Annotated in this window: 21 protein-coding genes and 2 pseudogenes; 7 read left to right on the forward strand and 16 right to left on the reverse strand. The window is 44.2% G+C overall.

The window, feature by feature from the left end; translation table 11 throughout:
* Positions 1 to 113 precede the first annotated feature (113 nt).
* The 4 genes from ADJ77_RS05750 to ADJ77_RS05765 all read left to right on the forward strand — a co-directional run bounded on the left by ADJ77_RS05750 (position 114) and on the right by ADJ77_RS05765 (position 7,057).
* Positions 114 to 2,426 (forward strand): TonB-dependent receptor, encoded by a 2,313-nt coding sequence (locus ADJ77_RS05750; protein WP_050696126.1) that lies wholly within the window; start codon positions 114 to 116, stop codon positions 2,424 to 2,426.
* Between the two features lie 305 nt (positions 2,427 to 2,731).
* The gene (locus ADJ77_RS05755; RefSeq protein ID WP_050696127.1) at positions 2,732 to 4,627 is read left to right on the forward strand and encodes a GH32 C-terminal domain-containing protein; all 1,896 of its coding nucleotides are present in this window, start codon (positions 2,732 to 2,734) and stop codon (positions 4,625 to 4,627) included.
* 312 nt (positions 4,628 to 4,939) lie between these two features.
* Complete coding sequence (locus tag ADJ77_RS05760; RefSeq protein ID WP_025078572.1) at positions 4,940 to 6,094, forward strand: MFS transporter; 1,155 nt, start codon at positions 4,940 to 4,942, stop codon at positions 6,092 to 6,094.
* A gap of 81 nt (positions 6,095 to 6,175) precedes the next feature.
* Positions 6,176 to 7,057 carry a carbohydrate kinase family protein gene (locus tag ADJ77_RS05765; RefSeq protein ID WP_050696128.1) on the forward strand — a complete coding sequence of 294 codons (882 nt, stop codon included), beginning with the start codon at positions 6,176 to 6,178 and terminating at the stop codon, positions 7,055 to 7,057.
* 436 nt (positions 7,058 to 7,493) lie between these two features.
* Here ADJ77_RS05765 and ADJ77_RS13230 read toward each other — a convergent pair whose 3' ends face one another.
* A complete protein-coding gene (locus ADJ77_RS13230) occupies positions 7,494 to 7,715 on the reverse strand; it encodes a hypothetical protein (RefSeq protein WP_148301605.1) in 222 nt (73 codons plus the stop codon).
* A 17-nt stretch (positions 7,716 to 7,732) separates the two neighbouring features.
* Positions 7,733 to 9,691, reverse strand: a complete 1,959-nt coding sequence (locus ADJ77_RS05770) for a leucine-rich repeat domain-containing protein (protein ID WP_025078573.1) — start codon at positions 9,689 to 9,691, stop codon at positions 7,733 to 7,735.
* A gap of 598 nt (positions 9,692 to 10,289) precedes the next feature.
* Between ADJ77_RS05770 and ADJ77_RS05780 the strand changes: the two genes are divergently transcribed.
* Positions 10,290 to 11,834 (forward strand): arylsulfatase, encoded by a 1,545-nt coding sequence (locus ADJ77_RS05780; RefSeq protein ID WP_050696129.1) that lies wholly within the window; start codon positions 10,290 to 10,292, stop codon positions 11,832 to 11,834.
* Between the two features lie 661 nt (positions 11,835 to 12,495).
* Here the strand turns inward: ADJ77_RS05780 and ADJ77_RS05785 are convergent.
* The 9 genes from ADJ77_RS05785 to ADJ77_RS05825 all read right to left on the reverse strand — a co-directional run bounded on the left by ADJ77_RS05785 (position 12,496) and on the right by ADJ77_RS05825 (position 21,721).
* On the reverse strand, positions 12,496 to 13,686 hold the full coding sequence (locus ADJ77_RS05785) for an SH3 domain-containing protein (RefSeq protein ID WP_234398128.1): 1,191 nt from the start codon (positions 13,684 to 13,686) through the stop codon (positions 12,496 to 12,498).
* 120 nt (positions 13,687 to 13,806) lie between these two features.
* Entirely contained in the window at positions 13,807 to 14,046 is a 240-nt protein-coding gene (locus ADJ77_RS13745; RefSeq protein WP_148301606.1) for a hypothetical protein, read from the reverse strand.
* Complete coding sequence (locus ADJ77_RS14120) at positions 14,028 to 14,570, reverse strand: DUF5991 domain-containing protein (protein WP_025078577.1); 543 nt, start codon at positions 14,568 to 14,570, stop codon at positions 14,028 to 14,030. Before ADJ77_RS14120 ends, ADJ77_RS13745 begins: the two co-directional genes overlap by 19 nt.
* 195 nt (positions 14,571 to 14,765) lie before the next feature.
* Entirely contained in the window at positions 14,766 to 15,797 is a 1,032-nt protein-coding gene (locus tag ADJ77_RS05800; protein ID WP_025078578.1) for a hypothetical protein, read from the reverse strand.
* A gap of 145 nt (positions 15,798 to 15,942) precedes the next feature.
* A complete protein-coding gene (locus ADJ77_RS05805) occupies positions 15,943 to 16,674 on the reverse strand; it encodes an ankyrin repeat domain-containing protein (protein ID WP_025078579.1) in 732 nt (243 codons plus the stop codon).
* Between the two features lie 114 nt (positions 16,675 to 16,788).
* Positions 16,789 to 17,571 (reverse strand): ankyrin repeat domain-containing protein, encoded by a 783-nt coding sequence (locus ADJ77_RS05810; protein ID WP_081784442.1) that lies wholly within the window; start codon positions 17,569 to 17,571, stop codon positions 16,789 to 16,791.
* A 75-nt stretch (positions 17,572 to 17,646) separates the two neighbouring features.
* Positions 17,647 to 19,257 carry a hypothetical protein gene (locus tag ADJ77_RS05815; protein WP_050696130.1) on the reverse strand — a complete coding sequence of 537 codons (1,611 nt, stop codon included), beginning with the start codon at positions 19,255 to 19,257 and terminating at the stop codon, positions 17,647 to 17,649.
* Positions 19,258 to 19,263: 6 nt separating this feature from the next.
* The gene (locus tag ADJ77_RS05820) at positions 19,264 to 20,040 is read right to left on the reverse strand and encodes a hypothetical protein (protein WP_042740993.1); all 777 of its coding nucleotides are present in this window, start codon (positions 20,038 to 20,040) and stop codon (positions 19,264 to 19,266) included.
* Position 20,041: 1 nt separating this feature from the next.
* The gene (locus ADJ77_RS05825; protein WP_244148556.1) at positions 20,042 to 21,721 is read right to left on the reverse strand and encodes a type VI secretion system Vgr family protein; all 1,680 of its coding nucleotides are present in this window, start codon (positions 21,719 to 21,721) and stop codon (positions 20,042 to 20,044) included.
* Between the two features lie 54 nt (positions 21,722 to 21,775).
* On the opposite strand from ADJ77_RS05825, the gene ADJ77_RS14125 reads away from it, so the two are divergent.
* On the forward strand, positions 21,776 to 21,961 hold the full coding sequence (locus ADJ77_RS14125) for a hypothetical protein (protein WP_244148557.1): 186 nt from the start codon (positions 21,776 to 21,778) through the stop codon (positions 21,959 to 21,961).
* A 25-nt stretch (positions 21,962 to 21,986) separates the two neighbouring features.
* Here the strand turns inward: ADJ77_RS14125 and tssD are convergent, their stop codons facing one another.
* A complete protein-coding gene (gene tssD / locus ADJ77_RS05830) occupies positions 21,987 to 22,385 on the reverse strand; it encodes a type VI secretion system tube protein TssD (RefSeq protein WP_025079278.1) in 399 nt (132 codons plus the stop codon).
* Between the two features lie 1,066 nt (positions 22,386 to 23,451).
* Here tssD and ADJ77_RS14400 point away from each other — a divergent pair.
* Positions 23,452 to 23,891, forward strand: a pseudogene (locus tag ADJ77_RS14400) (hypothetical protein); the annotation flags it as partial.
* Positions 23,892 to 24,088: 197 nt separating this feature from the next.
* On the opposite strand, the pseudogene ADJ77_RS14005 reads toward ADJ77_RS14400, so the two are convergent.
* The 4 genes and pseudogenes from ADJ77_RS14005 to ADJ77_RS05855 form a co-directional block, all read right to left on the reverse strand.
* Positions 24,089 to 24,551 (reverse strand): annotated as a pseudogene (locus tag ADJ77_RS14005) (type VI secretion system tip protein VgrG); the annotation flags it as partial.
* A gap of 17 nt (positions 24,552 to 24,568) precedes the next feature.
* Entirely contained in the window at positions 24,569 to 24,967 is a 399-nt protein-coding gene (locus ADJ77_RS05845; protein WP_234398192.1) for a hypothetical protein, read from the reverse strand.
* Between the two features lie 131 nt (positions 24,968 to 25,098).
* Entirely contained in the window at positions 25,099 to 25,704 is a 606-nt protein-coding gene (locus ADJ77_RS05850) for a M23 family metallopeptidase (RefSeq protein ID WP_025079218.1), read from the reverse strand.
* Positions 25,705 to 25,736: 32 nt separating this feature from the next.
* Positions 25,737 to 26,438, reverse strand: coding sequence for a DUF4280 domain-containing protein (locus ADJ77_RS05855; protein WP_050696133.1), 702 nt, complete (start codon positions 26,436 to 26,438; stop codon positions 25,737 to 25,739).
* Positions 26,439 to 26,440: the final 2 nt, after the last annotated feature.

Genomic DNA, 26,440 nt, shown 5'->3' on the forward strand with positions numbered 1-26,440 from the left:
CGGATTTTGCGCCACACTATTAGTTTCTCATTGTAATTTTGCACCGTAGTTAGTTACCTGAAAGGAAGAAGAGACTGCAACTTAGAATATTCACATTACTAAACAATTTAATTATGGTCAACTTTTATCATCTTTCATTACGCTTAGGTGCGTTATTGTTAGCCACTTTGCCTGCCTTCTCTATTGTCAGTGCTCAGGATGACAACAGTAACAAGAAGGATAACGGGAACAAGGAGGAGAGCAATCGTAACGTGATGTTGAACGCTGCCAGTGCCAACGGTCCACGTGAGATACAGATTGGTCTGCCTTCTGCTGATGTCAATGTGCTTGAGAACGGTTTGCCGGTTACCTATGCAACCAATCCCCGCAGCGTCAATTCTCTTTGGCGTGGCGATGCCAGTCTGAGTCATCAGGGATTGCTGAAGATAGCTGAAACTGCCATTACAACCGGCAATATCGGTTATGCTGTCAACTCTTTCACACAGTTGGGGCAGGATGGTTTCCACGGAACACTCAACTACAAGACCAATCATTTCGGCTTGCAGGAAATGTCGTTGAACCTGAATGGTTCGTTAGGAAATGGCTGGTACTACAGCGGAAGCATGTATCAGAACAGCGATCCCGGTACGTTTAAGATCAAGAGTTCGCAGAACCAGGACCGCACACAGATTTACAAGGCAGCCATCACGAAGCGTTATGCCGGTAACAAAGGCGAGCTTACGGCTATGTACAGCTATAGCAACAGCCATCCTGTCTATACTTACGCCACACAGTCCGCACCGTTTATCTATGTCGGTGACGGTAGCGTGAAGGAGTATGGCGACTTCAAGCTCGGTACGACTTCCTATCTGCCTGTGGATGCGAACATTACCTATCGGGATATGCGTGACGGTCAGTTGAAGAGTATTTCCCTCTATGATGCCATCGCCAATCGCAGCAGTCAGATTTCATTGATGAACAACTACGATTTTGGTAACGGACTCTCTTGGAAGGCAATGGCACGCTTTGATCATGGTCATGCTGCTTTGGTTTATCAGACTCCGATGTCGCTGATTAACACGAAAGCACCAGGTTTCGTCAACAATTATATGCAGTATGGCATTGATGGAAGTCAGTCGCTTTATAATGGTGAGTATGTCCAGACCCGTATGTCCTGTCTGAACTCTGGCGATGTCAACGAATTCCTCTTCACTTCAGAGCTTTCAAAGAAGTTCCGCAAATCAACACTGCGTGTAGGTGTCAACGAGTGGTACTATCACATTGATTATACATCTAATACAACGATGTACGACCAGAGCGTTCCTTCTGATGGAAGCTATGCTGTACGACTCTATGATGCTGGCAAGCGCACGTCCTTCTTCTATGATTATAACAAGAACGCATCCGAATTCTACCGTGGTCATGAAAACAAGACTGCCCTTTACTTCACCCATGACTGGGACATTCTCCCACAGTTGAATCTCTACTATGGTGCCCGTGTAGAGCTGCAGAAACTCAAGGGCGAGAACCTTGCAGTGAAGAATGCAGCTGGTGATTACGTCGGACGATTTACCGATTACCATCTCGGGGCTACTGCTGCCGACGGCACGAAGATAACCCCAGTACCATTGGATTACAGCTGGTTCAACTACGACCTCGCCCTTGCTGCAACCTATAAGGTAAACAAGCATTTTGGACTGACGGGTGATTTCACCTATATCGTTCAGCATCCGAAGTTCGAGGCTTTCTCTCCGGCGACACTCCCTAACACTGACAAGATTTCTGTTCCTCTCGGGCGTGTAGGTTTTTACTACAATAACTCGTGGATGAGCCTCACCTCTCTCTTCTCTTACATCTCAAAGACAAACAACAACTCTACGCTTAATCTTCAGCACGGAAGCGAGATTATGGCTGCACCACTTACTTATGACATACAGACCATCGGCTGGACTACCGACGTGGTTGCCCATCCGGTAAAGGGGCTTGACGTTCACTTCCTCTTCACTTATCAGCGTCCTACATACAAGAAGTATGAAACTTCGGTTACCTTCGCTGATGGATATGTCGGCAGTATCAATGCTACTGGCAACATCGTAGCTGAAATTCCAAGAGTGCTCATCGAGTTTGACCCGAGTTACATGGTTACGAAGGACATCAAGCTATGGACCAGTTTCCGTTATTTCAGCAAGACCTACGCCAATATCAACGATGCCTACTATTTCAACGGACACTGGGAAACATTCGGAGGTGTGAACTGGCAGGTTAACAAGCGACTGGCTTTAGGCTGTACAGTAGTGAACTTCCTCAATCAGACAGGTGCCAAGGGTAGTATTGCCGGTGCAGAACTTATCACCAAGGATGAAGCCAAGAACATCAAGAACCAGCTGATGACAGGTAGCTATCTCCGTCCTTTCACAGTTGAGTTTACCGCTTCTCTCAAGTTCTAAGACGCTTAACTGCCTACGCTTCTGGGTTATTCGGATTGTTACCAGGTTTTGGTGACTTTGTTACCAAGCACTGGTAATACGTCTACAAAGCGTTTGTAATGCTTCTACAAAGCGTTTGTAACATGTGTACAAAGCGTTTGTAATATAGTTACCAGATGCTGGGAATATATGAATAATCAGTTGTTGGCAGGTGGATTGTTGACATCTTGCACTCAAGAACATATCAGAAATAAGAGTAAAATATTATCCGGCATGTTCCATAAGTTCCAATTCCTGATTGGAACATGCCATAACTAAAAACAGCTATGAACAGAAAGAATACTATCCTATGTGCTGCATTGACAGCCCTTACACTGTCAGCCACTGCACAGACAATGAAGATTACACGTGCTGGTGATACCACCATCGTGAAGATTGAGAAGTCGCCACAGTATCTCATCCTTCCTGTTGAGGAGGAGAAGGACGAGGCACAGGTGCTCCTCGACAACGGAAAAGCTACCGACACGTGGATGGATGTACGGCTGGCACAAGGAAAAACCGACTATTGCGTGCCTTTCAAGCTCAATAAAGGCAGGACTTCTGTCGTCAAGATTCTCAACCTGAAGTCTGATGCACTGGTACTCAAGAAGGGACAGATGAAACTTTCAAATGTCTGGGATGTGACCAATACCGATTTTTATCGCCCTTCTTACCACCACACACCTTCGTATGGATGGATGAACGACCCTAACGGTATGTTCTATAAGGATGGTGTATATCACCTCTGTTATCAGTATAATCCCTACGGATCCAAGTGGGGCAACATGCACTGGGGGCATGCCATCAGCCGCGACCTTATCCATTGGAAAGAGGTTGAGCCGACGATTGCACGTGACCCGATGGGACATATCTTCTCAGGAAGTGCTGTTATTGATAAGGAGGGTACTGCGAAATACGGCAAGGATGCCATTGTTGCCCTTTATACATCAGCCAGTGACAAGAACGGTCAGATACAGTGCATGGCATACAGTACCGATGGCGGTTACACCTTCCACAAGTATCCGGGGAATCCAGTCCTTACTCCTTTTGACGGACTCAAGGATTTCCGCGACCCGAAGGTGTTCTGGTATGCACCGCTGAAGAAGTGGTATATGATTGTTTCAGCCGACAAGGAGATGCGTTTCTATTCGTCACCTAACCTGCGGGATTGGACTTATGTCAGTGCTTTCGGTCAGGGATATGGCGCACAGCCTAACCAGTTTGAGTGCCCGGACTTCTTCCAGCTGCCAGTTGATGGAAACCGGAACAAGAAGAAATGGGTGATGATAGTCAACATAAATCCGGGCTGTCTCTTCGGCGGAAGTGCTACGGAATACTTCATCGGTGACTTCGATGGGAAGAATTTTGTCTGCGACAGTAAGCCTTCTGTTGCCAAATTCCTCGATTATGGCAAGGACCATTATGCCACTGTAACCTTCTCTGGTGTCCAAGATCGTGTACTGGGTATTGCGTGGATGAGCAACTGGCAGTATGCCAATGTTACTCCTATCCGCCAGTATCGTGGTGCCAACACTCTCCCACGTGAGTTCAAGCTCTTTACTGGCAAGGACGGACAGATTTATATGTCGTCCAATGTCGTACCCGAAGTTGCCGGACTGAGAAAGACTTTCAAACGTCTGCCTGACTTGGTCATTACGCAAGGGAAGGAATCAAAGAACCTCTCCTCCAGCAAGGAGAATGCCTTTGAAATGGAGATGGACGTTACTCCCGGTGATGCTGCCAAGACTGGTTTCATCCTCTACAATGAAAAGGGTGAGAAGGTAAACATCTATTTCGATATGAAGGCTGGCAGGCTTGTCATGGACCGAACGGAGAGTGGTAGGACCAAATTCGGTGAGAAGGCTGAAGCCCATAAGATAGAAAAGGAATTCGACCTGCACGAACACCGTGAGATTAAGGAGCCGTTCCGCAAGTTGAATTCAGTCAATTATAAGAATGACTTTGCACTCGGCACATGGGCTCCGTTGAGTCTCTGCGATTCAAAGACCTATCATCTGGATGTCTTTGTTGACAAGTGTTCAGTTGAAATCTTCGTCAATGGCGGTCGTATTGCAATGACTAATCTTGTGTTCCCGACGCAGCCATACACATCTGTCAAGTTCTACTCTGATGGCAACAAGGCCGCTTACAGGAATATAAAGGTGAGTGAACTGAGGCTGTGATTTGCTGATTTTCTGCTGCGTTGAGGCTTTGGTGCTGTCGGGAAGATGACTATGGTCAGCCTTGTCTTCCTCCCCAGTCCCTGCAATAAGATTCTTGTAAAGGACTGTAATGGGAAGACTTGTGCAGTGAAGAGGTGAGTAACGCAGCACAAGGGAATGTAACATTTCGTTCATTTGTCGCAAGAAAATCCCTTTGGAAAACATTTGTTGCGATAAATGAACGGAAAGTAAAAGTCGTTTTCATTGCTAAATCATAACTTTGCAATCGAAATAAAGACAATCACTTTACACAAAACTAAAAATTTAAAGATTATGTCGAAAACCAATAAACTCACACTGCTGCCCGTAATGCTTTGCTTCTTTGCAATGGGTTTTGTCGACCTGGTGGGTATTGCTTCCAATTATGTGAAGAGCGACTTGCATCTGTCGGATTCCACAGCGAATGTCTTTCCGTCCCTTGTCTTCTTCTGGTTCCTCATCTTCTCCGTACCAACAGGAATGTTGATGAATAAGATCGGGCGCAAGAAGACGGTACTCATCAGTCTTGTTATCACCTTGTTCTCCCTTCTCCTGCCGATTTTCGGCGAGTCATACGGCTTGATGCTCGTTTCATTCTCACTACTTGGAACTGGCAATGCTTTGATGCAGACATCGTTGAATCCGCTGGTTTCAACCGTTATGAAGGGTGGAAACTTGGCATCAACACTTACCTTCGGGCAGTTTGTCAAGGCTATCGCATCCTTTATGGCACCTTACTTAGCCATGTGGGGAGCGCAGGCAAGCATTCCTGCTTTCGGTCTCGGATGGCGTGTTCTCTTTCCAATCTATTTGATTATTGGTACACTCGCAACCCTTCTGCTCTTCTCTACACCTATCGAAGAAGAGCCGATCGAGGGCAAGGCAAGCTCTTTCGGAGAGTGTCTCAGCCTGTTGGGTAAGCCGATTGTTCTGCTGAGTTTCCTCGGTATTATGTGTCACGTGGGTATTGATGTGGGTACTAATACTACGGCTCCAAAGATTCTGATGGAGCGTCTTGGCATGACACTGAACGATGCAGCCTTTGCAACATCACTCTACTTTATCTTCCGTACCATCGGATGTCTTACAGGTTCGTTCTTCCTGCGTGTGATGAATAACAGGCTGTTCTTCATCATCTCGGTTGCCATGATGGCACTTTCAATGTGTGGTTTGGTTGTAGGAACGTCAAAAGTTGAGCTTTTCGTGGCTATTGCCCTCGTCGGTTATGGTAACAGTAATATCTTCTCAATGGTCATCGCACGTGCCTTGCAGAGTGTTCCCGGCAAGCAGAACGAGGTGAGCGGACTGATGATTATGGGTCTTTTCGGTGGTACGATCTTCCCGCTTCTCATGGGTTTTGCCAGCGATGCAGTCGGGCAGTTCGGTGCTGTTGTGGTAATGGCAGTGGGTGTGTTCTACCTCTTTTCTTACATTCCAAGGATGAAATAGGACTATTGGTTGATAAGACTGATTAGCCTGACAGGGCTAATAAGCTCCTCTTAAAATAATAACTGAAAACAGAAGAAATATATGAAACAAGTAATCGTTGGCCTCGGAGAGGCATTATGGGATTGTCTTCCTGAGGGGAAGAAACTCGGTGGCGCACCTGCAAACTTCGCCTATCACGCAGGACAGTTCGGTCATGATTCGCTTGCTGTCAGTGCTGTCGGAAATGACGCATTAGGGCAAGAGACCCTCGATGAATTCGATAAAAAGGGAGTAAAGTACATGATGCCAGAGGTGGATTATCAGACTGGCACCGTCCTGGTGGAACTCGATGATGAGGGCGTACCTACCTATAACATCAAGGAGGATGTGGCATGGGACAATATTCCGTTCATCCCGGAGCTTGAAGAAGCTGCCAGAAACAGCCGTGCCGTGTGTTTCGGTTCGCTGGCACAGCGCAGCAGCGTAAGCCGTCAGACCATACAGAAATTCCTTGAGGCTACACCGAAGGACTGTCTGAAGATATTTGATATTAATCTTCGTCAGAACTTCTATACAAAGGAGATTATCACAAACTCGCTCAAGCACGCCAATATCCTCAAGATTAACGATGAGGAACTCGTTACCATCGGTCGCCTTTTCGGCTATCCGGGACTTGACATGGAGAACAAGTGCTGGCTTCTCCTGGGCAAGTACAATCTCGACATGCTCGTGCTTACCTGCGGTGTAAACGGTTCATACGTATTTGCGCCGAACCTCCAGTCGTTCCATGAAACACCGAAGGTTGAAGTTGCTGATACTGTTGGCGCAGGTGATTCCTTCACGGGTGCCTTTGCTTCAGCCATCCTTGCCGGTATGCCCATCACGGAAGCCCATAAACTTGCCGTGGAAGTCAGTGCATACGTCTGTACGCAGAACGGTGCCATGCCGAAGCTCCCGCAGGAACTGCTTGACAGGATCAAGTAATGTCTGCCGCATCCCTGAACCATGTTCTGTTTCAGGATGGTGCACCAATGATACATAATGACAGCATTCAGGTACTGGGTAAAAGTGTTCAGGATAACCCATGTAGCCCGGATTAATAGTGGGAAGGTGTCCTTTTCTCGATTAATTCGGGCTTTTTTGTGCTCTTTCCGTTGTGTTGTTACCCCCATAGGACGTACTCCTCTTGCCTCCTTGACCGCCTCCTTTCGAATTGTTTTCATGAAAATAAATATTTTTTTTCATGAAGATAATTATTTCTTTTCACGTAAATAATTATTTTTCTTCATGAAAATAATTCGTAGTGAGTGTCAGGTTGTAGCTGTTTTTGTTGGAAATATATAATAAAAAATGGGACAGTATCAGCATGAAGCAGATGCAATCCCATTTGATAAGTTAATCAACAGTAAAGAAGATGGTTTTAATCTTCCCAGACATTGGGTGTGTATTGTTCGCCGAACAGATTTTCCTTGCTTCCTGATACACCTGGCCCACCAGTTTGAATGTCTGGTTGTTCTTTTTCATTTGGGCTTCCAGTGCCTCCAATACTTGCAGAATCCGTTGTTTTGCTATTGCAAATAAAGCTCTCGGAAATGACGGCATTAACAGCTATCATTGGTTTAATATACTTTGTTTTCATCATGATTATCTGCTTTTTGTTTAACGAACGATATGTTTTTTCCCATTAATGATATACAGTCCCCGGGGCAATGTCTTCAGATTGAGCGTTCCTTGCTGGATAAGCTGCCCGGTAACGGTGTAGATTTTACCCTGCTTTGTTTCATGGTTTATCGGCATGACGGGAAGGTCGCCGATAGCTGTTGTCTGCCCGTCGATAGTCTCCATATAATAGCTGATTGCGGGTTTAGCATTCGCACCATTGTCCTTATTCATCAAAACGCATGCCGTGTAAGGAGTCCATGTTCCACTGTTAAGGTTGACCCATTTGTAAAAACCATTCTTATAAGTTGTCTCATCATCGCCCGAATAGTAATAATAAGAATACTGCTGCAAGTGCTTGTTCTTGTCATAATTACCAATAAAAGTATAGGTGACGCCATCAGCAGTCTTTTCAACCTTTTCAGCTTGTAGACTTTCAGCTTTTTCTTCCTTCTTCTTGATGCCTACGATGGTTGTCTTTACGCCTGTCTGTGTTCCCTTGTGCAGGGCTGGGTGAATCATATAAGGATGATGTGCCTTGGTTGTTGTAACGGGAGTTTTAAACTTCAGTGTGATAATCTTGTCACGATTAGGTTTTGTCTCAACCTCTACACCAGAGAACTCTACAACCTCAACTTTTGAACCGTATGCGCTCTTGAGCTGTTGGGCTGTCATGTCAAACGGCAGACACATTGTGTACCATTTGCCATCCACACGCTTATCGTCCTCCCAGGTCTCCTCCTGTTTGAGTTTACCAGTAAGTGCAAAATTCTTCCAACCGGCATAGTCACCATGCGCCGTAGTGAATTTACCATCTTCTTTAGTAGGCCAGCAACCACCATTCTCTGCTTCCATGTTTTTTGTTGAACCGCCCAAGGAACGTGAATTCTCATTGACATAGTCATTGTATGCCGCCTCAGGATAATGCAACATAGCTAAAGGACTATCAGAAGAGTTGCCTTTCTTATAAAACTCTCGCTTTAAAGGGGTCGTGTTACTTGGATTATTATATCTAAAACTTGCGGTTGCTTGCTCGTAAAAAGCCTGGTTTTCTGCCTTCGTATGTGTTCCCAGTACATAAACATCCGTCAAAGCATAGTTCTCTTGAAACGCTTGTCCTTGAATCATCTCGACACTTGCAGGAATAGTAATAGTTTTCAAATGGTGACATTTAAAAGCTGTTGCTTCAATTTTTTTCAAAGTATTTGGTAAATGAATAGCTTCAATCGCTGCACCCGAGAAGGCACCATAACAAATGGTTTCAATTCCTTCTGGTAAAACAATATCTTTTAAAGCAGAACAGCCGTCGAAAGCCTGGCGTCCAATTTCTTTCCACCCTAAGCCGAAATCAACAAAAGTAAGACTTGTACAGCCTAAAAAAGCATGTTGTCCAATTTTACTATGACCATTTGGCTCTACTTCACCTAATTTGATTGTTTTTAGAGTTTCTCCAAATGCCTGTGCTTCGACTGTAACACTGCGGTTTTTATTATCAGGAATGGTGACATGTTCTATTTTGCATGAACCATTCGTAAGACAATATTGCGGAATATTTGTCGTTGTACGTGGAAAAGTGATAGTCTTTAATTTATCCATATACTTCAGATTAACCAAGTCGGCGTCATTTGTAAGGTCTGCAGATTCAAGGTCAAGCGTATTTAGGTTAGGAAAGTTGTTCTCATTCTCTTCCATACCACAAATACGTTTCAAGTCCTCATTGCTCATTTTTACCCCAGGTTTGGTTACAACTTTCAACTTCGTAGCATTTAAGTGAGGCTTAATTAGGGATAATGCCTCATACTGTGCATATCCTTTCATCTTAAATTCACTTGCAATGTCGCCAGTAGCATTGAGTGTGAAAACGACTGTGCCGTCGCTTTCTTTTGTCACAGTCAGTTTGGCCCATGTAGCTTGCAGCACAGCAAGACATAGGATTGTCATTAAGAGTAATCTTTTCATTTTGTTTGTTTTGATTAATATTTATCAGTCATTTAAACAGTTTTTTGTATTATCCATGATTTTCTGTAAATTAAATATGGATAGTTGCTATTTGTCCAATTATCTGCAACGATAATCACTTGAAATGATATGAAAATGTAAATTTATTCTTATTTAATGCGAAGCAAAGGTATTGTTAATAATTTAACATGGCGTTTTACCCCCCCTGTGTTTAATGTAAATTAACTAAAATTATGCGTATTTTAGTCAAAAGGTAATAGTAAGCGATAAAATAGGTTTTAAAAAGTGAATGTATTTATACTATTTCTGCAAAAGAAAGTACATTGTTTATTTTGTCTTGTTTTATTAGGATTTTGGTTAGTATAGAAAGGAAGAACTATCAGCTTTTTTGTTGTTGAGTCAGATACTACATTAAAGTTTCTGCTCGGTTCTGAAAATGACGATGTTTGTTGGTAGGCTTTGCCGTTGCGCCTGCTTTAATTGCAACTTTAATATTCGTGTTTTCGTTTTTTTTATGTAAGTTTGTATGCCTATTTATGTTTATAGAACCTAAGGCTAAGTAAAAGAAATAAAAAATACCTAAGTATAACATTGTCATATGAATCCAAACCTTACAAAGATGCTTCTGCCCATGGCCGCACTGGCTTGTAGTCAAGCCGAAGCGATAGCGCAGAAAAACCAGCAACGCCCGAACATTATTTACATTATGTGTGATGATATGGGCTATGGCGACCTTGGCTGTTACGGGCAGCAGTACATCCTTACACCGAATATTGACAGAATGGCAAAGGAGGGTATGCGCTTCACGCAGGCGTATGCCAGTGCTCCGGTGAGTGCCCCATCGCGTGCCTGCTTTATGACAGGACAGCATTCCGGGCATACTGAAGTGCGTGGAAACAAGGAATATTGGGCACTGAGCAAGCCTGTTTATTACGGTAAAAACCGCGATTTCAGCGTTGTCGGCCAGCATCCTTATGACCCGGAGCACGTCATCCTGCCTGAGATAATGAAAGGCAATGGCTATCGGACGGGTATGTTCGGTAAATGGGCTGGCGGTTATGAAGGTTCTACATCAACTCCTGACAAGCGTGGTGTAGATGATTTCTACGGTTATATCTGCCAGTTCCAGGCGCATCTTTACTACCCAAACTTCCTCAATGAATATAGCAGAGAGCGTGGCGACAGTGCGGTAAGACGTGTCGTGATGCAGAATAATATTGATTATCCGATGTTTGGTGAGCTGTATGCGCAACGCAAGGACTACTCAGCCGACCTCATCCATCAGCATGCCTTGAGCTGGCTAAAGCGACAGAACAGGGAAAAGCCGTTCTTCGGCATCTTCACTTATACGCTTCCGCATGCAGAGCTGACACAGCCGAACGACTCGCTCGTAGCTTTTTATAAAAAGAAATTCTTTGAGGATAAGACTTGGGGAGGGCAGGAAGGATCTCGTTATAATGCCGTTGAGCACACGCACGCACAGTTTGCTGCGATGATAACCCGCCTTGATGCGTATGTAGGAGAAATCCTCCATGTGCTGGACGAGCAGGGACTTGCAGAGAATACACTCGTCATCTTCACCAGTGATAACGGTCCTCATGAGGAGGGCGGGGCTGACCCAGCCTTCTTCAACCGTGACGGTAAGCTGCGTGGACTCAAACGTCAGTGCTACGAAGGAGGTATCCGTATTCCGTTCATTGCCCGTTGGAAGGGACGTATCAAGGAGAATGTGGCCAGTGATCTGCCATTTGCATTCTACGACCTGATGCCGACTTTCTGTGATGTGGCTGGTGTACGCAACTTCCCCAAACGCTATGTCAACAAGAAGAAAACCAACGATTTCTTCGATGGAATCTCTATTTTCCCAACCTTGATGGGTGATGAGAAGGCGCAAAAGAAGCATCTGTACCTTTACTGGGAGTTTGCTGAAACCAATCAGATTGCTGTGCGTATGGGGGATTGGAAGCTGATAGTCGTCCGTGGTGTTCCGCATCTTTATAACCTTGCGACAGACCTGCACGAAGACAGAGATGTTGCACAAGAACACCCGGAGACTGTTGAACAGATGGTGAAGATTATCTATCAGGAGCATGTAGACAATCCCTTGTTCCCAATAACGATGCCGAAGGACAAGGGGAAATAAGGTTCTTCCGTTAAATGCGTGGACACTTTTCGTATAGCTTTAACGGAAGACCGAGGTTATTCATTAAATAAAAATATAGCCAAGACGGTCTTGGCTGTCTACTTTATTATCATCCTCCGACACAGAAAACCTTTTCATGTCATTACTTTGAAAATGCAGATAATGGATTGAAAAATAATGACATAATTTCGGATAAAATATCTACAGATAAAGGTAAAAATACGTATAAAAAGCAAGTTTGCAACCAACAGTAATTCAGTTAGTTATAAAGTCATGCAAGAAAAGGTGCTTAATTGGACTTCAAAAGGGCGTCAGTTAGACCTCAAAAGGGCATCTATTGCAAGTCAATTGGGCGTCTTTTCAAAGCCAAGAGACCATGTATTGGTTTTGAACTTCATGAAAATAGTTTACAAACATTGGTTAGCGTGGGAATAAGTTGTTTGTAGAAGGCGGAAAGACATAGCATCTGTTTGCCTTTTCTGCATTTTTATTTTGTGCTTTATCCTTTTTTGTGGGGCCGTCTGATTTTGGATAGTCATACCATACTGGTGTATAAGCCTTTATCCTGTTTCCAATCTACGTATTTAACGGAAGAACCAAAGCAAGACTTTGCAACATTGGAGAGTTGTGGGAAAAATCCAATGGACCGATTTGGGATTAATTAGTTACATCTGATCCTACTCTTATGGATATAGCCGATTTTACCATTGTCAGTCTTTACTTTCCACCAATTATCACTTTTCTCAATGACATCTACAAAACATCCCGATCTGACCCGAGTTATAATTCTGGCTTTAGTACTTCCAGTTGCACGTAAGTTGGTATAGCCATCAGAATCTTCGATATAATAATCTGTGGAATCATCAGCTGTGGATACTTCCAGTTCCACATCCTTTGCAATCGCTCGCAAAGTGTTTTTCCCATAATAATTGCTTTTGTCCATCCGCTTCAGAAGTCCACAGTCAACTGACATGAAGTTAGAAAGATGCTGGTATGCCTTCCTATCCATCACTTTGAGTATCCTGTCCTGATGTGCTTCATCGTACTGATTCAGGCAATCCAACAGACATGCCAAGCATTCATCCTTCACGTCCTGACTTACGTTGATTTGCTTGTAATCCTTGTAATAGGCATAAACAAGGTTTTCAAATTTTTCCATGCAGCTCTTGCTTGATGCCGCATGCTGGTAAAACATGGCAATCAGTTTCTCCCTGTATCCCCTTGCCGGATTATTGTAGAACAAGAAGTGCGTGACATAAGCATCAAAGTAATCGTCCTGACAGGCGTATTCTATGGCACGCCGGGTAAGCAGATAGTTGTTCTCATAATTCAAGTTAAAGACTATATCCATCGCTTTGCCTTTATCCCTATAGAAATAAGACAAAGAGGACTGATTGTCATTGAAAAGTAATCTATTGTATGCCAGGAACATATCCGCCATGCCATTCTCCTTCGTATAAAGAACCCTCCGGGCGTCATCCATAGTCGGGTCACGGTCCATCAACTCCGGCTGATAAAACAGCCCTTCAGCACCTGTAAAGACGAACCTGCCTATTTCATTGATTGTATACTCAATACCCTCACCTATACTCACGTTATAATCCTGTGCAGTCGGGTGAAGCTGTTTGCCAAAATAGTGCAGACACTTTTCCTTGAACACTCTGTAGTCAGGTGTCTTGTAACCGTTTGCCCTTGCATACTCTTTCAATAGGAGGGTCTGCATACTGTCTTCCCTCTCCATTAATTCCGTATTGACAAATTCTCTCTCATCCGCCACTTGCTGAGAAACAGAAGACTGCGCCTGGCAATGTATTGCTGCCAGCCCGAACAAGTATAATAATATGGTTCTCATATTCCGCTTCATTGAATTTTCATTCCCCCTCCTTTGGGATTCTTTTCTGTTCAATATATCATTCTTTCTCTCACAAGCCAGCTGTTGGAAACAGGAATTTCAGAGAGAAGCGACACAGCATTACTCGTCACGCACCTTATATATTTCTCTATCAACATCTACGGAATAACGATGATAATGCTCTTTGGCAATATCTTCAAAGCCAGGAAGAGGCTTGACTCCACTACTTATAAGTTCCTGACAATAATGACAAACAAATCTTACAACCGCATCAGAATGTAAAAGCCGATGGAACTGAATCGCTGTAGTACAGTTGTTGTCATTTATGCCACGCTTACATTCTACAGCTTCTTCTCGCACTTCACCTTCACATTACTCTTACCTTTCTTGTTTATGATATGAGGACTTTTAAGATAGTATTTCCCATTATGCCGGTACAATTCCACTAACGTTGCTTTCTCCGTATCAACCAAGGTCAAGGAGTTATTCTCATCTAATGAAGCCAAGTAACGCAATGTCAGACATTCCTCAGTCTTTTTACTCACAGTGCACAAGACCCGAAAACATGTCATTTGACCATTTCCCGTAAAGATGCAGCTGTCTGGACTAATCTCAAGCTCATAGTCGACAAAGACCGGGGGATAATCTGATGCCTGCAAATAATATTCATAATGACCATACCAGCTGGTATCCTTTTCAGTCACTGACTGCGATTTACGAGTCTCTTCTAAATTATCTTTTACGATGACTTGCTTGTCATTACCTTCTTTTATTGCCTTTATGGTTAGACAATAATGGTCAAGGGATTGTTTTTCGTGACAGTGACCAGAACTTAACAGTCCAAACAGGCACACAAATAAAAAAGCTGGTTTTTTCATATTCATTCTTATTGATTAATTTCAACATGGATTGCTGCAAACTTAGAGTCATACTGTACCATTCCTGGATTACCCATGCCATTAACAGGACAAAGTGGCTCTATTATTTTACTGACCGAATTATCTTTTAAGAGTTCCAACATGAAAGCCTATCGGCAACATACATCATAGCGCATGAAACACTATACTTAGTGCCAAACATCAGCTTTGATTCAACTGATAGAACTCTCCATCGTCATTGATACGGTAAACATCTATGGAGGTCTTCTTGCCCTCTATCGTTCGCACATAGATAGTTCCATCCGTAAAGATAGCGAAGTCTTCCTTTATGTTATTATATGAACTGAAGGTAAGGACGCTGATACAGTTATCGTCGTCTATCATCCCATTCTTGTAGGTAAATATCAGGAACTCATCGTCCTCGTTGCAGTTATAAGCAACAAAGATGGGGAAGGATTTATAGTTAGGTAGTTTCACGAAATAGAAGCCACCACTGCTGTCCATCTGGGATATACTCTTCCCCATACATATTCTCAGTTTTCCTTTATAGGGACGAATATTATATTCGCGGGCACGCTTGCTACTCATCTCCTTTTTTACATCCTTATACATGTCGGCTTGCGTGTATTCCAGCTTTGCATCAAGGGAAGGTAGTCCCTGCCCAGATTTTCTCACGTGTTTGAAAATACCAGCAATGTTATTATGATACAACACAAGATATTTACCAGTATAAATATACTCCAGCATATCGCTGTATATCTCGTCCTCCGACGACTGTATAAGCAGAACAGGAACTGACTTGGATATATTGATACCACGAAGAGCAAAGTAATCCTTTAGATAGGGGTAGTAAAGTGCGTCCCGTTCGTACATAAACGAATCACGGTCAGTACGGCAAACCTTGATTTTCTTCCCATTCAGATAAAGGATAGAGTCACCAAGTATCTGTATCTTCATGTTCTGAAGTTCCTCCAAGCTATTCTCATTTTCTGTGACCGAATAATCATAGTAGGACACAAGTTCCCAGCTGTCTTTCGGTTGGTATTTCCTTGCGGCATACGTGCGATGGATAGCATTCCAGTCTGCCAGCGTCTTGTCGCTGACAGGCTGCGCCAAGGGAGCAGCAGCTCCCTTACGCACCTTTGGCAAAGGTCGTCCAGTCTTTCTCTGTGCTTCAGAGTGCACTACGAAAAACAACAAGGCAATTAGTATCAGTACTACCTTTCTTTTCATATCTTGACTTTTATCTATGCCATGAACAGCTGTTTACAGGATGAATCTGCTACGATTCTGAACATTCAACGCCCCCTTCCGGCAATATAGAATGTTGATACATATACGATGTCTTCATAACGTCAAAGAACAGCATAATATTATACTACTCGCCAGACATACGGTGCCTTTCTATCTCAACCCCTTCTTGATACCGGTCATATTGAATTTGTATTATCTTATCGAAGTCCTTTAGTTGGAAATAATTATTCTTCTTGATGTATGAACAATACTCCGTTAATTTGTAAATAGCAGCCTGACCGCAAATTATAGGGGTATTAGTTATACTGAAGTTTAAATCTATACCCTGCTCTGCTAAATACTTTATCTTTTCTTTTCCCTGAACCTGATCTTGTACTGCAATGCTAAGAGGACTGATATAGGTCGTATCATTGATGTTTGCACCATATTTCAAAAGAAGTTTCATATATTTGATGTCATAAGCCCTGTATCCGGAATACTCCAAACATACGCCCGTACTCTTATCATCACTGAGTCCTTTTTCATGCAAGTCAGGACGGGTATAGAAATCACTGTGGATGTTGGGGTCTGCACCATTCTTCAGCAGCAGTTCCATCATGTCATAGTTCATAGTCAGCATGGCATAATAAAGGTAGGTCATACCACCTTTACTGATGCGGTTCAGGTCAACACCATCATTGATCATTGACTGTACGGAGCGGGTGTCACCGTCATAGATAGCCGTAGCCATCTTCAACTCCTGCCCGTCAGGGAAATACACCTGTGGTTCGGGAGCTAACCGCTTAGAATTCTTAAAGATAAGATTACAGCCTGACAATAATACCGACAGAAGAGCTAAAAGAATGATTCTGATCATAAACTTGTCGTGATTGTTATGTCTATATAGCCAGCAAGCGTGCACTGTCTTTGTGCTCTCCTGCCTGACTACTCAACTCATAAACCAGCTGTGGAAGTTCCTGCGCCCTTGCTATTATTCTCTTGCCTGCTCCGTGCTATCGGATGCTGCCTTATCTTTCTTGGGATAGTAAGGGAACTTCACACCTCGCCGTTCAAGCCTTCGCTTCACCTCCTGTGCCATCTTGCCATACTCGCTGTTAAGGTCAAAACCCTCATCGTAGTACTCTTGTACAGAAGCTGCAACAGTATTATCTTCCTTATCCGCAGCCATAGGGTCAGCACCAAGGTCTAATAAGAAAAGCACCATATCCCATTTATAAATAGCAGCCTGACCGCAAATTATAGGGGTATTAGTAATACTGAAGTTTAAATCTATACCCTTCTCTGCCAAATACTTTATCTTTTCTTTTCCTTGGACCTTATCTAGTACAGCAGCACTAAGAGGACTGACATAGGTCGTATCATTGATGTTTGCACCATATTTCAAAAGAAGTTTCATATATTTGATGTCATAAGCTCTGTAGCCAGAATACTCCAAGCATACGCCCGTACTCTTGTCATCGCTGAGCCCTTTTTTATGCAAGTCAGGGCGGGTATAGAAATCACTGTGGATGTTTGGGTTGGCACCATTCTTCAGCAGCAGTTCCATCATGTCATAGTTCATTGTCAACATCGCATAATACAGATAGGTCATGCCACCTTTACTAATGCGGTTCAGGTCAACACCATCATTGATCATTGACTGTACGGAACGGGTGTCACCGTCATAGATAGCAGTTGCCATCTTCAGTTCCTGCCCGTCGGGGAAATACACCTGTGGTTCGGGAGGGATTATCTTATATGATTTCTTAAACATAAAATTACAGCTTGTTAGTAATACTGATATAATAGCTAAAATAATGATTCTAATCATAATATATTATAGTAATTGTTATTTATGTGATGCCAGCAGTTTGTTATCATCTTTGTGCAAAGCTGCCTGACGCTCTATCTCTTCAATGAGCAACGGCATTCCATGACCATCCAAAGGATAAGCTAAAGGATCTAATAAGTCAAAATGGTTTTCGGTATCTAACTCCATACGCATTCCCACCGAGGATGGGGCTAATGTTGGAAGATTATTCTGTAAGCCATTCAGAGGATCCGATGCAGCATAAATGGAATACACATTTGACGAGTTAGCCCGCGTCTTTCCGTATTTTGCGACTGTATTTGGATGCACACCTGCTGGATTGAAGGCATAGGTATCACTTCCCGTGATAATACCAGAGGCAGAGCTGGTGCCTCCTCCCATAGAATGACCTGTGATTGTAATATTTTGTTTACCAACTCTTTGTGAGGCTTTCTTAGAGACGGATATTACCTGTTCATACTGATCACTTCCTAATCCAACGCCTTGTGTTAGGTTATCATCTATCCAGTCTGGGGTCCGGGCTGTTCCGCGAGCAACTAAGATGTAATGCCCATCTTTCTCGTACATTCCCATTTTCATACCTGAACCATTTTCTGCAGTATCATCATTCACATAACCATTATAATCTTTATCTGTAAAGAAGTACCTTGTTCTATTATTGTAGTTTTCAGGATGGTATTTTATAGCATTATTTCCTTCTAATACATAAACCCCATTATTTGACTTCCTTAGCATCCCCTTCTCCACCAACTCCTCAGGCGTAACCTCTCGCCAACCCATATTCTCTGGATCATATTTCTCATACTCCTTATACTTATCCGGTGTGCAATAGACCCAATATGACATCTTTGCACACATAAGCATTATATCCCAGTCTGGCTTTGTTATAGAAATCAGCCCCGCCATCGGGCAGGTAATCTTGGCATCGGGCATCAAAGCATGTTTACCCGCAATCGTCACATCTTCATGCAGACTGGTCCAAGGTATTCCTTTTGTTAACAGGGAGCAAGGGTTGATTTTCTTCACTATCATATTCGTAATACAACTACGTCCGACCCCATTTGTAATGCCTCCAATGAGCGCACCAGCAATAGGGGCTGCAATACTACCAATAAGAGCACCTTTCACTCCGTACTCTATTCCCTTTACAAGCCCATTACAAACAGCACCTATCAATCCGCCTGCGACACTCCCCAGAGCCTGGCCGAGCTTCTTTCCAGCAAGTGCTCCCAACGGGCTGAGGGGAAATGGCATAGTCATTGCGCCTATGGCCTCACCGATAGCTCCTCCTGCCATTTCACCTGCGGCCGAACCAATCTTGTTCCCCTCATTTGCTCCAGAAAACAAACCATAGACGGCACCTGCCGTAAAGCCTAAAGCGGTCGTTGCAGGCATTAGCTGAGCTCCCGCAATAGCACCTATAATTGCTCCTGAGATCATGCCGTAAGAAGACTCCACTGCTGTTATTTTCTGGCATAAGAAGCACCCAGTAAACCGGTCATCTTCTGTTGCCACGAGTTTTCCACTGCCTCTTTTTACCATATACTGGCTGGACACATGAATAGTTGTCTGCCTTGCACCAGAAGTACAAACTACCATATCTCCATCCAGAACGTACTGTTTTGCCATTCCTGTTTATTCTAAAGAACTGAACTCAATGCTATTCTTATAAATATAACCGTCTGACAGATGCTCATGTATTTTGCATACTGCATTGTCAAACATTCCACCCTTCAGATGGTCATACTCGTACTTTGTACAGAAAGAGAAATCATACTTAAAGGGAGCACCTACATATTCTGAGAGATCCTTATCATACTTTGCACGCACCTCCTGTAAATCAACAGGGACAGCCTTGCCTTCGTGTACAAGAATGTCTTTTCCTTCCTTTTCCCCTGCAGCTTCCTTGCGCCTGATGCTTAGCTCTATGGGACTGCCGACAGCCAGGATGGAATCTGTAGGAATTTTGAACTCATCTCTCTTGCTGAACGTGGATAAAAGAACAAAGAAAATCATACTACGCTTGACGTAGCTGTCAATGTCCTTCAGACTTTCCTTGACATTCTGGCAGAAGGTCTCCATTTCGTCATCATAGCCGAAAGTGCTTATAATGTCCTTCCGGACAGAGTCCCAGTTGCTGAAAATCTCTTCCTTGTTGTCTACCTCCATGTCTCCATTTTGCCCTACACGAAGCACAATACGTGCATATACACTTTCTGCCATTTCGAGTAGGGTGTTCAGGTCTTGACCATTGTCTGTGTTGCGCAAGGGGGTCCGTTCGATGGTAACAAGATAATTACCACCGATTTTCTCCAGCACTACTCTCCATTGCTGACTTTTGAAATCTTGAAAGATGTTTATTCCCTTGACACTGATAGTGCTTCTTGTATCGACTTTATATCTCTGTTCCATACTATTTTATTTTCACTTCTCCACCTTCACCTTGATTAATGTTCACAGGACTTCCAATGATATCAAGGTTCAGACCTTCCGTCATAGAGATACCTGTCTCACCGCCTGCTACACACAAGCTCAGGTTGCTACCTGCCGCATGAATATTCTGGGCGTTCAAAGTTATGCTGTTAGTATCTATCGTAATAGTACTTTCACCTACTTTTATAGTAACTTTGCTCTTACCACTAAGGTCTATTACTCCATTACTATCCATAGAAAGTGTGGATGAAGCTGGCTGATGCTTCTTCGCCCCGACATTGATGCCGACGTTTGCCCCGGCATTGAAACTTTGGCTGGAATTGGCATTGAGCGTTGAATTACCTCCGCCATCAAAGTTCATGCTTACGCCTCCTCTGTCGTGCAGCGTAACGCTGCCAACAGAGTCGTCGAGCATCAGCGAGCTGCCGCTGCGGCTGGTAAGGCTCTTGCAGTTGTTGCCCTTGCCGCCGCCACCACCTGTCGATCCGTTGAACAGGCTGCCCATGGCATAGGGACGGGAGGGGTCGCCGTGGCGGAAGCCGACGAGGACATGGTCGCCGACCTCGGGGATGAATACGAAGCCGCGGTTGCTCTTCACGTCACTACTGCTACCACCATCCGGTGTCATCACACGGATCCAGTTCGTGTTCATGTCGTCAGCCTGCCAGTTCATCCGCACCTGGATGCGACCGCTGCCCCTGGGGTCGTCGTTCCTCGTCACCGTAGCCATCTGCGTCTCGGCGTGGGGGATGCGTGCGTCGGGCACGGGGATCACCTCAAGGGCGGAGGGGAGTGCCTTGAAGCGGTTGCGGTAGTAGCCGTCCTCACCCACCTCGTGCACGATCTCGGTGATGATGAACTCGCCCAGCGTCTTGCGGGAGAGCGACCTGAAGGACTGGTAGAAGGAGCTGTCTATCTTGACGACACTGCCCACGCACAGCCCCGGGACACGGCTCTCGGCGGTGACGTAGTGGCTCTCCGCCGTCTCGGCCGACTGCTTGCGGCGCATGTAGTCCACCAGCTCCGGACCGGAGTTGACACGCTGCTCGGCATACTGGCGTGCCGGGACGCTGAACAGCTTCATCGAGGCTGCCACCGCCTTGCGGGCAAGGAGGTCCTGGCCGGCCGTCTCCGACGGGCTCGCCTCGTTCATCTGCTGGTCGGACGAGGAGTGGTAGCTGTAGGCCTTCTTGGGACGGGCAAGCGTCTGGATGCCGATGTCAAGCGACGAGAGGGTGGTGCCGAACTCAAGGCAGACCGAGTCGGGAAGTGTCGCGGGACGCCCGAAGACGAGTGATGTGCCGTCATAGTAGAGCCATTCCTTGTACTGTGCGGCAAGGCGGCGGATGAAATCGAACTGGGACTCGCCGTACTGGCAGAGATAGTCAGGCGTGCCGTCATAGGCGGCATTGACCTTTGCCCCGACCCCTGCGGCATCACAGAGCTGGCTGACGATCTCTCCTATCTTCTTCCCTGTCCATGAGAAGTTTCCGGGGGCGGTCTCCAGTCGGTAGGTGGCGGAGTAGCCGGACACGACGAGATACCCGAACTCGCTGTCCTCACGGTGCATGTGGACGTTCGTCACCACGCCCAGGAAGGAGGTGCTGCCGTCGGTGCGGACGGTCAGGGGCTCGCCGAGCCAGTCGGAGCTGCTGCCCATGTCATGTGAGAAGCGGCTGCTGCCGGTCTCGAGGTCGAGGACCAGCTCGAAGTAATGATGGTCGCCTATGCGCTGTTCCAGGCGGAAGGACTTGAAGGTGGGGATTGCTGTGTCACCGATGGTCACGGTGAAGCGTATGTCGGGAAATGCCATGTCGTATCGTTTTTACTGTGGGAATGTCTGTCGGGAAAGGGATGTAAGCATAAGGCAGGAGGGCATGCCGGGAGACCTGCTCCCTGACATGCCCTCCCCGCCGTCCGTAGGCTTATGTGCGTGGCCAGCGGTTGTCAAGCTCCGCATTGCCCACCGTGATGGTCTCCGCAGAGAAGGTCATCGCGATGGTCATCGGAGTCTCGTTCTCAACGTTCAGCGTCTCCTTGTAGTGGACGATGTACGCATTCTTGAAGCAGATCTCCTTCATCTTCGCATCCTCCTCTGTCTTCTTGTAGACGATCTTGCCCTCGACGGCCTTGAACTGGCTGTTGAGCATGGCCTCGATGGCCGTCGTGTCGTCCGTTGACTCTACCGTCACGCTTACACGTCCGCCCGAGATGCTTGATGAAGGCTTGCCCTTGCTGTCGGTGTTGCGGCTGAACTCGTAGTTGGAATAGAGTACGTCATACTCCTTGCCACCCAATTCCAATGTTGCTCTGAATGAACCCATGATTGAAAAAATTTTAAGTTGTTGGTAAATAATGATCAAAGAGGCAACTCTGCATCATCCTGCAAGGGACAAAAAAAGAGAAAACCTCAAACAACTTCCTGAAGTCTCCTCTGTGCGGCTGTGAACAGTCTTGCTCTGAATGAAGAGGAAGAATTGCAATCTGTTGTATAATAAAATATTGTCTTCTACAATTATATACGCAAATATATACTGCAAATATAGAAAGATAACCCCGTACATGCAAGTATCTTGCCCGTATTTTATCCACCTTTAACATTCCTTGTCAGGTTTTTACGGTTGCTGCCCGATAAGACCAAAACAAGCATACGCTACAAAGCGGAATCACTTTCAAGTCCAGCCCAGTTCATCAGGACATGAATGGTTTGGGCTTGAACTGACAGCCGACAGGTATCTGACAAACACTTGTTCTCAACTACAACTGTCTGACAACACCACACCTGGCAGGCAGCAATACTGGTTCATCCGTTAAATGCGTGGATGCTTTTCGTATAGCTTTAACGGAAGAAGCGAAGTTGTGCGTTAAACAAAGCAGACAGCCAAGACCGTCTTGGCTGCCTGCTTTATTATCATCCTCCGATGCAGAAAACCTTTTCATGTCAATACTTTGAAAAGGCAGACAACGTCTTGAAAAATCATGACATAATTTCAGATAAAATACCTACAGATAAAGGCAAGAACACGTGTAAAAAGCAAGTTTGCAACCGGCAGTAAATCAGTTAGTTATAAAGCTGTGCAAGAAAAGGTGCTTAATTGGACTTCAAAAGGGCGTCAGTTAGACCTCAAAAGGGCATCTATTGCAAGCCAATTGGGCGTCTTTTCAAAGCCAAGAGACCATGTATTGGTTTTGAGTAGCATGAAAATAGTTTACAAACGTTGAGTGATATGGGAAAAAGTTGTTTGTAGGAGACGGAAAGACATGGTATCTGTTTGCCTTTTCTGTATTTTAATTTTGTGCTTTATCCTCCTTTGTGAGACCGTCCGACCTTGGACAGTCATACCATACAGGTGTATAAGCCTTTGTTCAGTTTCCTATCTACGTATTTAACGGGAGAGCCTTATAAAGGCAGGCAGCCATGTTGACCTGGACTTTGACCACCAGTTTATTCCAGCTTACAAGTTCGACGCAAAGTATTCCTACAGGCAGGACCATGGTTAATTCCCGGGCTGGGCTTCCATCGGGGCCATCATAGTCGGAGGTGAGAACCGTGACGGAAACACCAATGTGAATAACTGGAACATATGCTCTTTTCCCTCATGGCTGAGAACATGGCTTTCATGATGGTTACCGCCATGCTGAAGAACATCTATCTCTATCTCGTCCGCCATATCAGCGAAAAGGTCAAACCGTTGAAAAAGACAAGCAGGCTGAAAGCCTTTATCCTGCATTTTGTCAGCATGCCGGCAAAATGGGTGAGAACAGGAAGGCGGAACGTTCTGAACCTGTATACAAATAAAGCATACTATTCTGAAGTATTCCTTGAATAAGCAGCATTTCTTTGTGGTTTTTCATACTTCCCCATTGGTTTGGGTGGGGGACTTCATGCCTATGCAAGAACCAAGAAGCCCCGAAAAACCTCATATCAACATATAGAACCCCCAAAAAGACATCTCAACATATAAAATCGCCTCACAAGGAAAAACGCTGCGGAATTGAGGTAATACTATTATTTGAACCGCCTCCCTTTCCAGTGAAACCGTTGTCCCTTTCCTTGTGGGTCAGCATTGCTGAGCACAATTGCCATCTGTGTCTCGGCTAATGGCATACGAACCTTCGCTTGGCAATGCCTTAATCGTGGCAGGTATAGCCTTGAAGCGGTTTTTATAATAGCTTCCTTGGCTCACCTCGTGTGTTATTTCGATAATAACAAAGTTACCTAAACTCTCCTTAGATATATTTCCTATACGCTCCAAGAACGAGCTGTAAAGACTTACGACTGAGACTATACGTAGGGTGGGAACCTGACTCTCAGCTGTGATGTAACGTGTATCGGCAGTCTCAGCTGCTTGCTTACGTCCCATGTAATTAATGAGTTCTGTCTCATTGCTTATGCGTGGTAGTACATGCTGTCGTGCAGGTTCTGAGAACAATCCGAGTGATGCACGGAAAGCATCCCCCGAGAGTTTGTCATGACCAATAGCAATGTCAGAGATATGTACTTTTATCAATATATTATTTTCATTATAGCCTTGACAAATTGGAACTTTTTACCACAGACAACATACTCTGGTTTTTCTCCGATTTTCAAAGTGTCATTAAGACTGCCCGTAAAACTGTTTGTATTCCTTAATATTATATTCCTTTTCTTGAAGTCTAATGAGGTGTATTCTGGAACACAATCAGAAAAGCATGCAGGTGTAATATAAGCTCGCTGTGTCAAATAGTTGAAAAACAAAAAGCTGTTCCCATCAGCAGCTGCATTATAAATAGCATAAACTCCAATTTTCTCCTGTCGTTTCTTCCCTCTGATATTCTTCACAAAGTCAATGGAACTTCCATCTTCACAATGTAACTCTAGGAGCACATTGTTTTGACCATTATGTGATAAAATTAGTCTATTCATACAGCATGTGTCATTTTCCATCTCTGTTATGATTAGACTATCCTGCCGAATATTATTCTTAAAGGTATCAGAATAATAGGATTGACTACAGGAAAGTAGTATATAGGATGCAAAAAATAAAAGCATTTTTTTCATAGGATACAGTCCATTTTCGTCTTTTTATTATTCTTATCTACCTTATACACTCCTAAAGAACTTTGCATTTTACTCTTAGGATCCTGTGAATAGAATTTAGTCAATACTATATTGTTGGGAGATAGTCTTCCGTCCAGACCTTTCCCTAATATTGCTGCTGTTCTGCACTCAAAATGTAAATGCTGGTCAAGTCCTCTAAAAGTCTTGGCATTTCCTGTGATTCCGGTCTTCCCTATAGTGTCACCTTTCTCCACAGGATCTCTCTTCTTCACATAAATTTGTGACAAATGAGCATAAAAAGCATAATAATTGCTATTATCTATTTTTATAATAATTTGCTTACCATAATCGCCCAAAGGAGGGTCTACGATACAGACCACTTCACCATTAGCAACTGCATAAACTTCTGTCCCTTCTAAGGCGTAATAATCAAAACCTTGATGGTTTTTTGTATTGTTGTTTCTTACTGTACCAAAAAGGTTGCTTGCCCGATTTCTTCTTATCTGCATATATGAGAGTGGGTCGCCAAAATCCACATGAGGTGTTTCTTTAAGCCTGGGAGTCCCTATAAAACCTTCTGCTGCTATTGTTATATAATCCATAATTCCTTTTTATTTTGTATAATTAGTTCCAATTATTTCTTATCAGAACTTATCATAAAATTATCTATAAAAATAGTATTCTCATTTATTACCTTACCATTATATGGTTTTTCTTGTCCTCTTCCATCTTTAATGATTAAATGCACTTCTTCCCCTACATAAACATTTCGAGCTTTTATATACAGCCCAACAATAGTGTTCAACGGTATGTCTCTTCTAACCTCATCCCCATCAATCCAATAAGCATCTTCAAGTACTTTACGTTTATCTAAAGGGTTAACGACATCTAAGGTTGCTGTTTGTCCACTATGCACAATTTTTAGCTTTTCCCCACTAATTAGACATGGAATCGTCGACTTAACCAAAAGAGCATTGTGGTTGCCAATGATTGTCTCAGAAAAGTCCTGCCACTGACCAAGCTTGATGACAGACTTGCAAGATGGTTTGTTATTTCCCCACTTGGGATGGGTGCAAAGTCCTGTAAAACCGAAATTCACCTGACCATTATTATCTCCTACAGTTGCCCATGGTTTGTCTTGTAGCATAACACTCTCTGTTGTAACCCTAATTGGTGCAACGGGTGAACTACAGTACTTGCATTGGACTTTTCCCCCATCACAAACATATTTCACATCTTCATTAGGGTCTTGCCATTTTCGCTTCTTCTCCTCCTGTTGCATGTCATCCACTGAAGCAGTAGCCATTATAGATGATTTATTCACTTTACGCTCCATAA

The sequence above is a fragment of the Prevotella fusca JCM 17724 genome (genome assembly GCF_001262015.1).
GTDB classification, from domain to species: Bacteria; Bacteroidota; Bacteroidia; order Bacteroidales; family Bacteroidaceae; genus Prevotella; species Prevotella fusca.